Annotated in this window: 12 protein-coding genes and 1 pseudogene; 3 read left to right on the top strand and 10 right to left on the bottom strand. The window is 76.5% G+C overall.

The features are described from left to right. Positions 1–35 precede the first annotated feature (35 nt). Complete coding sequence (locus D5H75_RS28625) at positions 36–674, top strand: ABC transporter ATP-binding protein (RefSeq protein WP_242454576.1); 639 nt, start codon at positions 36–38, stop codon at positions 672–674. Continuing rightward, positions 671–2104 carry a DUF6297 family protein gene (locus D5H75_RS28620; RefSeq protein ID WP_119929669.1) on the top strand — a complete coding sequence of 478 codons (1434 nt, stop codon included), beginning with the start codon at positions 671–673 and terminating at the stop codon, positions 2102–2104. The genes D5H75_RS28625 and D5H75_RS28620 overlap by 4 nt, the downstream gene beginning before the upstream one ends. A 12-nt stretch (positions 2105–2116) precedes the next feature. On the opposite strand, the gene D5H75_RS28615 is transcribed toward D5H75_RS28620, so the two are convergent. The 7 genes and pseudogenes from D5H75_RS28615 to D5H75_RS41975 form a co-directional block, all read right to left on the bottom strand. Then, positions 2117–2530 carry a hypothetical protein gene (locus D5H75_RS28615; RefSeq protein WP_119929668.1) on the bottom strand — a complete coding sequence of 138 codons (414 nt, stop codon included), beginning with the start codon at positions 2528–2530 and terminating at the stop codon, positions 2117–2119. Between the two features lie 210 nt (positions 2531–2740). After that, entirely contained in the window at positions 2741–3820 is a 1080-nt protein-coding gene (locus tag D5H75_RS28610) for a prephenate dehydrogenase (RefSeq protein ID WP_119929667.1), read from the bottom strand. Between the two features lie 59 nt (positions 3821–3879). Then, complete coding sequence (aroH, locus tag D5H75_RS28605) at positions 3880–4245, bottom strand: chorismate mutase (RefSeq protein WP_119929666.1); 366 nt, start codon at positions 4243–4245, stop codon at positions 3880–3882. 49 nt (positions 4246–4294) lie between these two features. After that, positions 4295–5125 (bottom strand): pseudouridine synthase, encoded by an 831-nt coding sequence (locus D5H75_RS28600; protein WP_119929665.1) that lies wholly within the window; start codon positions 5123–5125, stop codon positions 4295–4297. Next, positions 5122–5676 (bottom strand): SMC-Scp complex subunit ScpB, encoded by a 555-nt coding sequence (gene scpB, locus D5H75_RS28595; protein WP_202638609.1) that lies wholly within the window; start codon positions 5674–5676, stop codon positions 5122–5124. Before scpB ends, D5H75_RS28600 begins: the two co-directional genes overlap by 4 nt. Positions 5677–5977: 301 nt before the next feature. After that, positions 5978–6829, bottom strand: a complete 852-nt coding sequence (locus tag D5H75_RS41980; RefSeq protein WP_202638608.1) for a segregation and condensation protein A — start codon at positions 6827–6829, stop codon at positions 5978–5980. Between the two features lie 330 nt (positions 6830–7159). Beyond that, positions 7160–8383 (bottom strand): annotated as a pseudogene (locus D5H75_RS41975) (MFS transporter); the annotation flags it as partial. 124 nt (positions 8384–8507) lie between these two features. On the opposite strand from D5H75_RS41975, the gene D5H75_RS28585 reads away from it, so the two are divergent. Further along, the gene (locus D5H75_RS28585) at positions 8508–9137 is read left to right on the top strand and encodes a helix-turn-helix domain-containing protein (RefSeq protein ID WP_119929663.1); all 630 of its coding nucleotides are present in this window, start codon (positions 8508–8510) and stop codon (positions 9135–9137) included. Positions 9138–9319: 182 nt separating this feature from the next. Here D5H75_RS28585 and D5H75_RS28580 read toward each other — a convergent pair whose 3' ends face one another. The 3 genes from D5H75_RS28580 to D5H75_RS28570 all read right to left on the bottom strand — a co-directional run bounded on the left by D5H75_RS28580 (position 9320) and on the right by D5H75_RS28570 (position 12169). After that, positions 9320–10267: a ParA family protein gene (locus D5H75_RS28580; RefSeq protein WP_119929662.1), complete on the bottom strand. Its 948-nt coding sequence runs from the start codon at positions 10265–10267 to the stop codon at positions 9320–9322. A gap of 302 nt (positions 10268–10569) precedes the next feature. Beyond that, positions 10570–11517 carry a site-specific tyrosine recombinase XerD gene (xerD, locus tag D5H75_RS28575; protein ID WP_119929661.1) on the bottom strand — a complete coding sequence of 316 codons (948 nt, stop codon included), beginning with the start codon at positions 11515–11517 and terminating at the stop codon, positions 10570–10572. Positions 11518–11527: 10 nt separating this feature from the next. Next, complete coding sequence (locus D5H75_RS28570; RefSeq protein WP_119929660.1) at positions 11528–12169, bottom strand: NUDIX domain-containing protein; 642 nt, start codon at positions 12167–12169, stop codon at positions 11528–11530. Positions 12170–12291: the final 122 nt, after the last annotated feature.

Here is a 12291-nt window from a genome sequence, read left to right as displayed (position 1 = left end):
GCACTCCCCGGAGGTCTCGTTCGTAGACTCCCGATGTGAGAGCGAAGGTGGAGACCGACATCGTCGCGGCGCGCGGCGTCCGCGTGGAGCTGGGCGGGCGCCCGGTCCTCGACGCGGTGGACCTCACGGCGGGGCCCGGCCGGATCGTGGCCGTCACCGGCGAGAACGGCGCGGGCAAGTCCACGCTGCTGCGCTGCCTGGCCGGGCTGGAGACCCCGTCGGCGGGACGGGTCGAGGTGCTGGGCGGCCCTCCGGCGGACACGCCGGCCTTCTGGCGCGACGTGGCCCAGGCGGCCGACGAGCCCGCGTGGTACCCCGGGCTCAGCGTCCGCGAGCACCTGGAGCTGGCGCTGTCGGTGCACGGCCGCGGCCGGCTCACCGCCGAGGGGGCGCTGACGGCGTTCGGGCTGGAGGAGCGCGCCGACCTGCACCCGCTGAGCCTGTCCACCGGGCAGCGGCAGCGGCTCACGCTGGCCATGGCGCTGATCCGGCCGAGCCGCCTGCTGCTGCTCGACGAGCCGGAGCGCGGCCTGGACGCGGCCTTCCGGGAGCGCCTGGCGGGCCTCCTGCGGGAGTACGCCGGAGAGGGCGGCGCGGTGGTCATGGCCACCCACGACCTCGCCCTCGCGCGGGACTGCGGCGCCCGCCTGGCCCCGCTGGGGGAGGCGCGATGAGGCGCTGGCAGGAACGCTACGCGACGCTGCTCGGCGCCGCGCTGGTCATCGGGGTCGTCGTCCAGCCCGCCGTGTCCGCGCTGACCTCCCTCGCCCGCCACGCCGACCCCGCCCGCCTCGGGGCGGGCCTGGCGCTGGCGGCCGTCGCCTACGCCGGTTACCTGGCGCTGGTCCGGGCGGCCGGGCCCATGGTGGTGTCCGCCGCCGACGCCTCCTGGCGGCTGCTGTCGCCGCTGCCCCGCCGTACCGTCCTCGGCCGGGCCGCGCTGGTGGCGCTCGCGGTGTCGGTCCTGGCCGGGCTGGCGCTGGGCGTGGCCGTGACCGCCGCGCTCGGCGCCCCCGACCGGATCGCGGTACGGCTGACCGCCGGGCTGGTCCTGGGGGTCGCGGGCGGGGTGGGCGGCATGGCGCTGGGCGTCCTGGGCCAGTCCTCGCCCGCCTGGGACGGGTGGCTCCAGGGCCTGATCGGGGCGACGCTGCTGGCGGCCGTCGTGCTCGCCGTGCTGGGCACCGGGCCGGGGCGGCACCTGCTCACGGCCGTCGCGTCCGCCCCGGCGGGTCTGGCCGCCGCGGCCGCGGGCGCCGCCGCCGCGGTGACCGCCGTCCTGGTACGGCGGGCCTGGCGGGCGCTGGACGGCATGCCGGCGCGCGCGGTCCTCGCCGCCTCCGCGCGGACCGGGAGGGCGGCGCAGGCGGCGGTGATGCTGGACCCCGGGGCGCTGACGTGGACGGCGGAGGACGGGCGCTGGCGGGGCCGGGCGCTGCGCTCGCGCCCGTGGCCGGTGCGCGGGGCGGCGGCGCTGGCCTGGCAGGAGGCCCGGCGCGCGGGGCGGTGGCCGGGGCGCTTCGCGGTGCTCGCCGGGGCCGCCGCGCTCCCCGCGCTGACCGTCGCCGCCGGGCATCCGGGGGCCGGGGCGGCGCTGGCCGCGGCCGGCGCGTTCGCCGCGGCGGCGTCGGTCACGACCGGGGCCCGCCGGGACTTCGACAACCCGGCGCTGCCGCGGCTGCTGGCCGTGGGGCCGCGCGCCGCGCTGGCGGCCCGCGCGCTGCCGCCCGCGCTGCTGGGGGCGGTGTGGTCGGCCGCCGCCCTCGCCGGGATGAGCGCGGCCGGGGCGCTGCCCGGTGGGCCGTGGTGGCCGCTGGGGCTGTGCTGCGGGCCCGCGCTGGCGGCCGGGGCGCTGCGGATGGCCCGGCGGCGGCCCGTGGACCACTCCCTGGCGGTGATCGACTCGCCCGGCGGCGGGATCCCGCTCGGGCCGGTGCTGTGGGCGGTCACAGGGGCGGACCTCGCCGTGCTCGGCTGCGCGCCCGCGCTGACCGCGCTCCTCGCGCCGCCGGCCGACCCGCTCCCCTACGTGGCGGCCCAGGCGGTGACCGGGCTCGCGGTCCTCGGGGCGTACCTGCTGAAGGCGGGCCGGCGGCCCCGCTGAGGCCGTGCCCGGCTAGGGGTGGTTCTCCCCGGCGGGCGGGTCCAGCGAACCGGTGCCGATGCCGCCGCCGGTGTCCAGCTCGGGCGAGACCACGGCGTCGCGCGGGCCGGTCTCCTCCGGCACGCCCGCCGTGCCCGGGGCGTCGGACACGCCCCTCTCGGACACGTTCGTCACCCGCCGGCCCCGCGTGCCGCCGGTCCCGGCCTCCGGGACCGCGCCCCGCGCGCGCCCGCCACCGGGGCCCCCGCCCGCCGGCTCCGCGCCCACCGGGTTCCCCGCGTCGTTCCCCGGGTTCTCCGGGTTCTCCGGGTTCTCCGCGTGCCACGCCGCGCCCGCGTCACCCCGCTCCAGCGCGTCGCTCACCCGCTCGTCGGCCGCCCGCTCGCGCCGGGCCGCCTCGTCCCCGTTCCTGTCCGCCCCGTTCATGAGGCCCCCCTGCCCAGGGGCACGGGTTCTACCCGTCCCGCGCGGCCTCGGCCGGGGAGAGCCGTGGCGCGAGCCGTACGGGAGCCCGGGGCGGCCTGGCCCGGCCTCCCCCAGGGCCGCGTGAGCGCGCTGAGCGCCTCAGGGCCGGGCGGCCACGGTCCCGGGGCGGGGCGGGGGCCGCGGCGGCCGTACGGCGCGCGTGAGGGGCGGTCAGGGGAGCTGCCAGCCGTGGGACCGGAGGGACTCGGCGAGGACGGCGGCCGCGTCGGGGCGGACCGACAGCTCGGCGACGCCCAGGGGCAGGCCCTGGGTGTGCTCCAAGCGGATGTCCTCGATGTTGACGCCGGCGTCGCGGGCCGCCTGGAAGAGGCGGGACAGCTCGCCGGGGCGGTCGCCGATGACCACCTGGACGGTGGCGTAGGTCGTGGCGGGGCCGCCGTGCTTGCCGGGGATGCGCCCCTGGCCCTGGACTCCGGTCTCCAGGAGCGCGGTCACCCGCTCGCCCGCCGTGTCGTCGCCGGAGGACAGGGCGCGCAGCGCGGCGGCGGCCTCGGCCAGGTCCGCGGCGACGGCCTCCAGCACCGACGCCACGGGCGCGGCGTTGCCGGACAGGATGCCGGTCCACAGGGCGGGGTCGCCGGCGGCGATGCGGGTCACGTCGCGCACCCCCTGCCCGGCCAGCCCGAGGGCGGTCTCCGAGGCGGTCGCCAGGCGGGCGGCGACGGCGGAGGCGGCGACGTGCGGCGCGTGGGAGATGACGGCCACGGCCTCGTCGTGGGTCCCGGCGTCCACCTCCACGGCCTTGCCCCCGCACAGCTCGACCAGCTCGCGGGCGGCGGCCACGGCCTGCGGCGCGGTCTCGGACGTGGGGCACAGCGCCCAGGGACGGCCGAGGAACAGGTCGGCGCGGGCGGCGGCCGGGCCCGAGCGCTCGCGCCCGGCCAGCGGGTGGCCGGGGATGTAGGTGTGCATGTCGCAGCCGAGCTGCTCGGCCCCGGCCACCGGCAGCGCCTTGACGCTGGCCACGTCGGTGTAGAACCGGGCGACGAAGTCCTTCTGGAGCCGCAGCAGCTCCGGCGCCACCGCCTGCGGCGGCATCGCGAGCACCGCGAGGTCCACCGGGCCGTCGTCGGCCCACTCCTCCCCCGCCCCGAGCTCGCGCGCCAGCCGTACGGCCAGCGGGTCACGGTCGGCCAGCAGCACCGTCACCCCGCGCTCACGCAGGGCGAGCGCGACGGAGGTGCCGATCAGCCCGGTTCCCACCACGAGAACCCGACGCAAGCTGGTCACGAGAGAAGGTCCAATCTCGACCGCGCCCCGCGGGGCGCTCCTGCAAGTGGTACGGCCCGCTACTGCGCGATGTCCTGCCGGAGGGCCACCGCGCCGCGCAGGTAGACGTGCTGGATCTCGGCGCGGTCGCGATCGACGTCCACGTGCGCCATCAGGCGGATGACGCGCGGCAGCGCGCCGGGGACGTCGATCTCGCTCGCGCAGATCAGGGGCACGTCGTGGAAGCCGAGCTTCCGGGCCGCCAGGGCGGGGAACTCCGCGGTGAGGTCCGGCGTCGCCGTGAAGATCACGCTGATCACGTCGTCCGTGGTCAGTGAGTTCCGGCTCATCACCTCGGTGACCAGCTCGGTCACGCCCGCGAGGATCGCGTCGCGCTCGTCGGCCTCGATCTGGATCGCGCCCCTGATCGCGTGAACCCTGCCCATCGGTGCCTCCCTGTTTCGGCGGTCCGGAAACCCTATCGGGCCCCGGACCTCACATCCCGACCGAGGCGTACAGCTCGCCGACCTCGACCGGGGTCAGGGCGCGGACGGTGCCGGGCTTGAGCCTGCCCAGCTTGACCGGCCCGAACTGGATGCGGGCCAGGTCGATCACCGGGTGCCCCACCTCGGCCAGCATGCGGCGCACGATGTGCTTGCGGCCCTCGTGCAGCACGACCTCGACCAGCGCCTGCTGCCCGTGCTCCTGGACCACCGTGAAGTCGTCGGCCTTGGCCAGGCCGTCCTCCAGCTCGACGCCCTGCTTGAGACGGCGGGCCAGGTTGCGCGGGATCGGGCCCGGCACCTTCGCCCAGTACGTCTTGAGCACACCGTAACGCGGGTGGGTCAGCCGGTGGGCGAGCTCGCCGTCGTTCGTGAGCAGCAGCAGGCCCTCGGTCTCGGTGTCGAGCCGGCCCACGTGGAACAGCCGCTCCTTGACCTCGGGCAGGAAGTCGGTGAGGGAGCGCCGCCCCTCCGGGTCCGACATCGTGCTCACGACGCCGATCGGCTTGTTCAGCGCGTAGTACACCAGCCCGGGGGCGGTGGGCACGCGCTTGCCGTCCACGTGGATGACCTGCCGCTCGGGGTCCACCTTGGCGCCGAACCGGCGCACGACCTGGCCGTCCACCTTGACCCGGCCCTGGCCGATGAGGTCCTCGGCCCCGCGCCGGCTGGAGATGCCCGCCTGGGCCAGCACCTTCTGCAGGCGTACGCCGTCGGGCACCTCGGTGGTGTCGCGCTCGTCCTCGTAGCCCTCGGGGTAGAAGTCGGGGTCGCGCCGGGGCTGTCTCGCGCCCGCCCGGCCCCCGCGCCGCCTGTCGTTCACCGTTGGTCCTCCATGCCTTCCAGGTCATCAGGGAGGAACGGCGCGAGCTCCGGCAGCTCGCTCAGGTCCCGCAGACCCAGCCGTTCCAGGAAATACGTCGTGGTGCGGTAGAGCGTGGCCTGGCCCTCCGGGTCCTGCCCGGCCTCCTCGACCAGCCCCCGCGTCAGCAGCGTGCGCATGACGCCGTCGCTGTTCACCCCGCGGATCGCCGAGATCCGCGCGCGGCTCACCGGCTGCCGGTAGGCCACCACGGCGAGCGTCTCCAGCGCGGCCTGGGTGAGCCGCGCCTGCTGCCCGTCGCGCACGAACCGCTCCACCACCGCCGCGCAGTCGTCGCGAGTGTAGTAGCGCCACCCGCCGGCGACCTCCCGTAGGTCGAACCCCCGCCCGGCCTCGGTGTATTCCGCGGCCAGCTCGCGCAGCGCCCGGACCACCTCGCCCCGGGGCCGTTCCAGCACCTGCGCGAGGGTCACCTCGGCGACGGGCTCGTCCACGACGAGCAGGATCGCCTCCAGCGCCGTCTTCAGCCCGGGCCCGTCCGCCCCGTCCAGCGGCCCGCCCTCCGGCTCGGCGCTCTCCGGCTCGGTGCTCTCCGGCGGCCTCGCGCCGTCCAGCGGGGCGGTCTCGGGCAGCGCGCCGTCGGGCAGCGCGCCGTCGGGCAGCGCGCCGTCGGAGCCGGGTCCGTCCAGGGGCGCGCCGCCCGGCCTGGGCGCGGGCACGGAGCCCTCCGCGCCGCCGTACGGCCCGGCCGCGGGCTCGCCGCGGGTCGCCGCGGACTCCGGCCCGGCGTACGTCACGGAGGGCTCGGGCGGGACGCCGTACGCGGGCGGGGACGACGGCTGGTCGGGGTTGTCACTCATCGGGTGTTTCGTTCTTCTCGTAGTCGTCGCCGACGGACACGTCGCCCGCGTCGGCGCCGGTCCAGATCACGTGCAGTTCGCCGAGGGGCTCCAACTGCTCGAAGGTGACGGCGCCCTCGCGGAACAGTTCGAGGACCGCCAGGAAGCGGGCGATGACCTCATAGGGACCCGCCGCGTCGGACACCAGGGCCCGGAACGTGGCCCGGCGTGCGCGGCGCAGCCGTTCCACGAGGATAGCGGCCTGCTCGCGCACATTGGCGAGCGGATGATGCATGTGCGCGATCGACACCGAGGGGACGGGCCTGGGCGTCATCGCCTTCGCGGCGAGCTGCGCGAACTGCTCCGGGGTGAGGCTGATCAGCACCTCGGGCAGCAGGTTGGCGAACCGCGGCTCCATCGGCACCAGCCGCGGGAACCGCCGCGACTCCTCGGCCATGCGCGCCGCGAACACCCCCGCGACCTGTTTGTACGCCTTGTACTGGAGCAGCCGCGCGAACAGCAGGTCGCGCGCCTCCAGCAGCGCCAGGTCCTCCTCGTCCTCGACCTCGCCGGAGGGCAGCAGCCGGGCCGCCTTCAGGTCCAGCAGGGTCGCCGCCACGAGCAGGAAGTGGCTCGCCTGGTCGAGGTCCCACTCGTTGCCGTGGGACCGGATGTAGGCGATGAACTCGTCGGTGACCTGGCTGAGCGCCACCTCGGTGATGTCCAGCTTGTGCTTGGCGATGAGCCCGAGCAGCAGGTCGAAGGGCCCCTGGAACACCTCCAGGTTCACCTGGAAGCCCTTGGCCTCGATCTCCTGCTCGGTCACGCTCCCATTCTCCCCGCTCGCCGCCTCTCCCCCGACCATCCGCGCCGCGCCACCCCGCGGCCATCCGCGCCGCGCCGCCCCCACCGGCCGGGGTTCCCCACGCCCCGGAGCGCGGACCCCTCCCCCGGCCGTGATCCTCACCGGGAGCCACCGCGCGGTGCACTCGGGAGTCACGGCGTGGTCCTCGCCGGGGTCCGGGCCGGGTTCTCGTCGTGCGGGGAGGGCTTGGCGGGGGGTGGCGGAGGACGGGGCGGCGGGGGTGAGGAGGAGGACGAGGAGGCCGCAGGCGGTGACGAGGAGCCAGCCGGGGCGGGACGCCTGGGACAGGTCCGCCGGGAGGGTGTCGCCGACCAGGCCGCCGGCGACGGCGACGCCGAGGGCGGAGCCGAGCTGCCGGGCGCTGGAGGCGATGCCGCCGGCGACTCCGGCCCTGGCGGGCGGGAGACCGCTGACGGCGGCGTTGGTGATGGGGGCGTTGGCGAAGCCGAAGCCGGCGCCGACGAGCAGCAAGGCTGCGGCGTGCGCCCGCACGTCCGGGTGGCCGCCGCTCAGCGTGAGGGCGAGGCCGCCCGCCGTGAGGAGGGCCCCGGCGAGCAGGAGCGGCGGGCGGGCGCCGTACCGGCCGACGAGCATCCCGGAGACCGGCGCGCACACGGTCGCGGCCAGGGCCATCGGGAGCGTGACCAGGCCGGCGGAGAGGGGGCCGAGGCCGCGCCCGGCCTGGAGGTGGAAGGTGCTGAGCAGCAGGGTCGCGCTGAGCGCGACGAACACCGCGACGGCGCTCACGACCGCGGCGGTGAACGGCGGGCGGCGGAACAGCCCCGGGTCCACCAGCGGCTCGGCCCGCCGCGACTCGACCCGCGCGAGCGCGGCCACCGCGGCGGCCACGACGACGCACCCGGCGACCACCACCGGCGAGGCCCAGCCGAGGTGCGGGCCCTCGATCAGTACGGCGACCGCGCCGCCGACCACGACGGTCATCAGCACCTGTCCCGGGACGTCGAGGCGGCGAGGCCGTTCCGCGCGGGACTCCGGGACGACGATCGCCGTCAGGGCCAGGGCCACGACGATCACCGGCACGTTGACCCAGAAGACGGCCCGCCAGCCGAACGCCGTGATGAGCGCGCCGCCCGCGAGGGGCCCCACGGCCATGCTGACGCCGAAGACGGCCGCCCACACGCCGATGGCGCGGGCCCGCTCCCTCGGCTCGGTGATCACGTTGACGACGATCGCGAGGGCCACCGGGCTGAGCATCGACCCGCCGACGCCCTGCACCACGCGGGCCGCGACCAGCACGCCGATGGACGGCGCGAGGGCGCAGGCCACGGACCCGGCCGCGAACACGGCCATCCCCAGCCGGAACACCCGGCGGCGGCCGAACCGGTCCGCCAGCGCCCCGGCGGAGACGAGCAGGCCGGCCAGGACCAGCGTGTACGCGTCCACGGCCCACTCCAGGCCGCGGGTCCCCACGTCCAGGCCGGCGCCGACGGCGGGCAGGGCGACGTTCACGATCGTCGTGTCCAGGCCGACCAGGAACAGGCTCAGGCAGCAGACCGCCAGCACCGCCCAGCGCCTGGGCGCGCCGGATCGCATCTCCATGTCTCTCCTCCGAGGGGCTCGGCGACCCGGCGCCGCCGGGGGCTGCGGGAATCGGGATCGGTCCCGGCCGGGAGGACCAATCTCGGGCCGCGCGACGCGGAGAGGTAGGTTTTTTGCGATGACCGCAAAAGACGAGCCGGGCGCCGGCGCCGAGCTGGAGCGGCTGATCGGCGAGATCGGCCCGCGGCTGCGGGCGCTCCGGCGGGCGCGCGGGCTGACGCTGGAGGCGCTGTCGGCCGAGACCGGCATCTCGATCAGCATCCTGTCCCGCCTGGAGTCCGGGAAGCGCCGCCCGGCCCTGGAGCTGCTGATCCCCCTCGCCCGGGCCCATGGGGTCGCCCTCGACCGGCTCATCGCCGCCCCCGCCACCGGCGACCCCCGCGTGCACCTGCGCCCGCTCCGGCGCCGCAACCGGAACCGGGACGGAACGGTGGTGATCCCGCTGACCCGGTACCCGGGCCGCCTTCAGGTGTTCAAACAGGTCATCGCCCCGTGCCCACGCCGCGTGGTCGCCCATCCCGGCTACGAGTGGCTGTTCGTGCTGGCCGGGGAGCTACTGCTCGTGCTGGGAGACCGCGAGCTCACCCTGCGCCCGGGCGAGGTGGCCGAGTTCGACACGGCGGAGCCCCACTGGTTCGGCCCCGCCGGCGACCACCCGGTCGAGATCCTGCACATCCACGGCACCCGGGGCGACAGGCCCCGCGTCCGCGCCCGCCCGTCCGCCCCCGCGAGCCCGGGGGACGGCTGAGGGATCCGGCGTCGTCACCGGGCCACGGGCCCGAGGCAACGCACGCCACGCCCCCGCCCCACCGGCACCGGAGAGCCGGAGAGCCCGGCGAGCCGGGGCCGCCTGAGGTGGGCGCGGACCGCGCTGCGAGGCGGCCCGGGGCGAGGCGGCCCGGGGCGAGGCGGGGCAGCGCGGGGCGGCGGTCAGGCGTGGGCCGGGGTCTCCCAGCGGGCGAGGACCTCGCGGGCGAGCTCCCGGTAGGCGTTGGCGCCGAGGGAGGAGGAGTCGAAGCTGGTGATGGGCTCGCCGGCCACCGTGGCGTCCGGGAAGCGGACGGTGCGGTTGATGACCGTGTGGAAGACCTTGTCGCCGAAGGCCTCGACGACGCGGGCCAGGACCTCGCGGCCGTGGAGGGTGCGGGCGTCGTACATCGTCGCCAGCAGGCCCTCGATCTCCAGGTCGTGGTTGAGGCGCTCCTGGACCTTGAGGATGGTGTCCATGAGCAGGGCGACGCCGCGCAGGGCGAAGAACTCGCACTCCAGCGGCACCACGACGCCGTGGGCGGCGGTGAGGGCGTTGATCGTGAGCAGGCCCAGGGAGGGCTGGCAGTCGATCAGGCAGATGTCGTAGTCGGGCAGGAGCGGCGCGATCACGCGGCCGAGCACCTGCTCGCGGGCTACCTCGGTGACGAGCTGGACCTCGGCCGCGGACAGGTCGATGTTGCTGGGGAGCAGGTCCATGTCGTCGACGCCGGTCTTCAGCAGGACCTCGTGCGGGGTGACCCCGCGCTCCATGAGCAGGTTGTAGACCGTCAGGTCGAGCTGGAGCGGGTTGATCCCCAGGCCGACCGACAGGGCGCCCTGCGGGTCGAAGTCCACGAGCAGCACGCGCCGCCCCTGCTCGGCCAGCGCCGCGCCCAGGTTGATCGTGGTCGTGGTCTTGCCGACGCCGCCCTTCTGGTTCACCATGGCGACGACCCGGGCGGGGCCGTGCTCGGTCACCGGGCGCGGATCGGGGAAGTGCGGGCGAGGCCGCCCGGTGGGACCGAGCTCCGCGCTGGGGACCGACGACGCGGTCCTGCTGTCGCCCCAGGGGTTGACGGGGCCACCGGGGGCCGTCCCCCCGGCGGACGTTTCGGTAGTCCCAGTCACCGGCTGCTTTACCTCCCTGACGGCCCTGGCCCTGCGATCGAGGCGAACGGCGGCCGTCGCATGGACACTAGGGTCTGTCAACGGCCTCGGCAAGGCGACTCACCGCCGTTACACGGATACGCCCCGATTGGGAAGACTACTCACCCTCACGCCTCCCCGCCCGAGATCGCTCGTCCCCGTTCCCCGCTCGGCCGTACGGCCCGTGCCTGGTTCCGCTCCGCCGTACGGCCCGCGCCCGGTTCCGCTCCGCCGTACGGCCCGCGCCCGATCCCCGCTCGGCCGTACGGCCCGCGCCGCGGCGGTCAGGGGTCGAGGGCGCGGGGGTGGGCGGCGGCGTAGACCTCCCGCAGCCTGTCGACCGTGACCAGGGTGTAGACCTGGGTGGTGGTCACCGAGGCGTGGCCCAGGAGCTCCTGGACCACGCGGACGTCGGCGCCGCCGTCCAGGAGGTGGGTGGCGAAGGAGTGGCGCAGCGTGTGGGGGCTGACGCTGGGGAGCCCGGCGCGCTCGGCGGCGCCGCGCAGCAGGTCCCAGGCGCCCTGCCGGGTGAGCCGGCCGCCCCTGGCGTTGAGGAAGAGGGCGGAGGTGCCACGGCCGTGGGCGGCCAGCAGGGGCCGGGCGCGCACGGTGTACGCCTCCAGGGCGGCGCGGGCGTAGCGGCCGAGGGGGACGACGCGGTCCTTGCCGCCCTTGCCGTGGAGGCGGACGACGTTCTCCTCGAAGTCCACGTCGTCCACGGCCAGGCCGACGGCCTCGGAGATGCGGGCGCCCGTGCCGTACAGCAGCTCGAACAGGGCGCGGTCGCGCAGGCCGAGGGGCGAGTCGGGCGGGCCCGCGACGGCGAGCAGGCGCTCGACCTCCTCGACGCTGATCGCCTTGGGTAACCGCCGGGGCGGCTGCGGGGGCCGCACCTGGTGGGCCGGGTCGTGCTCGGCCAGGCCCTCGCGGAGGGCGAACCGGTGCAGCCCGCGGACGGCCGAGACCGCGCGGGCCGCCGAGACGGCGCCCAGCGCCGCGTGCTCGGCGTCGCCCTCGCGCAGGCTCCCGAGGAACGCGATCACGTCCCCCTCGGTGACCTCGGAGATGGTACGGCGGCCGCGCCGCATCAGATCCTCGACGTAGCGGCGCAGGTCGCGGCGGTAGGCGGCGAGGGTGTTGGCGGCCAGGCCGCGTTCGACCGCCAGGTGCCCGAGGTAGAGCCCGACGGCGGCGTCGAGCCCGGCCGCGGCGGCGGTCGAGCCGACGGTCACGGAGCCTCCCCTAATGCTCGGGCGCGTCGGCGGCTCTCAACGAGGTGAAACCGTCCGCCGAGGCGGTGTATGCCGCGAGGATACCCATGACCGCCAGCGAATTAGCGATGTCGCCCGCGAACACCCGCGCCACGGCCTCGCGCAGCGGCACCCACGCGAGGGGCATGTCGATCTCCTCGTTGCGCCGCACGTAGGTCTGCTCGGCCGCCGGGATCTCGGTGAGGTCGCGCGCGAGGAAGACGCGCACGCGCTCGTCGCTCATGCCGGGCGAGGTGAAGACGTCCACGAGGGTGTGCCAGGTGGCGGCCCGCCAGCCGGTCTCCTCCTCCAGCTCGCGGGCGGCGGTCGCGGCCAGCGGCTCCCCCGCCACGTCGCGGATGCCCGCCGGGGCCTCCCAGAGCAGGTAGCCGGCCGGGTGGCGGTACTGCCGCAGCAGCAGCACCCGCTCCTGGTCGTCGATCGCGATCGCCGCGACCGAGCCGGGGTGCCGGACGTAGTCGCGGGTGGCGACCGTCCCGTCGGGCATGACCACCCGGTCGGAGCGGACGCTGATCACGCGCCCGGCGAAGTGCTCCTCGGGGCCGCCCTCCACGGGCCACCGCTCCGGCACGTCCTGCACCTTGAGCTCCCCGCCGACGTCCGCACCGCTCATGCCTGCACCGTCCCCCTCGTACGCGCGTTCACGCCCGACCGTTCCATGATCGCACCGCCGGACCGGCCGCGCGCCCGCCCCCCGGGTCACGGCGGGGCGGGCGGCCGTGCCGCTCCCCCGGC

The organism is Bailinhaonella thermotolerans (genome assembly GCF_003594875.1).
GTDB classification, from domain to species: Bacteria; Actinomycetota; Actinomycetes; order Streptosporangiales; family Streptosporangiaceae; genus Bailinhaonella; species Bailinhaonella thermotolerans.
This window is presented reverse-complemented; position numbering and strand designations above follow the sequence as displayed.

Coding starts and splice junctions, on each gene's coding strand:
- D5H75_RS28620 (WP_119929669.1), top strand. CDS start 671: ATGAGGCGCTGGCAGGAACGCTACGCGACGCTGCTCGGCGCCGCGCTG.
- D5H75_RS28615 (WP_119929668.1), bottom strand. CDS start 2,530: ATGAACGGGGCGGACAGGAACGGGGACGAGGCGGCCCGGCGCGAGCGG.
- aroH (WP_119929666.1), bottom strand. CDS start 4,245: ATGGGCAGGGTTCACGCGATCAGGGGCGCGATCCAGATCGAGGCCGAC.
- D5H75_RS41980 (WP_202638608.1), bottom strand. CDS start 6,829: ATGGTCGGGGGAGAGGCGGCGAGCGGGGAGAATGGGAGCGTGACCGAG.
- D5H75_RS28585 (WP_119929663.1), top strand. CDS start 8,508: ATGACCGCAAAAGACGAGCCGGGCGCCGGCGCCGAGCTGGAGCGGCTG.
- D5H75_RS28570 (WP_119929660.1), bottom strand. CDS start 12,169: ATGAGCGGTGCGGACGTCGGCGGGGAGCTCAAGGTGCAGGACGTGCCG.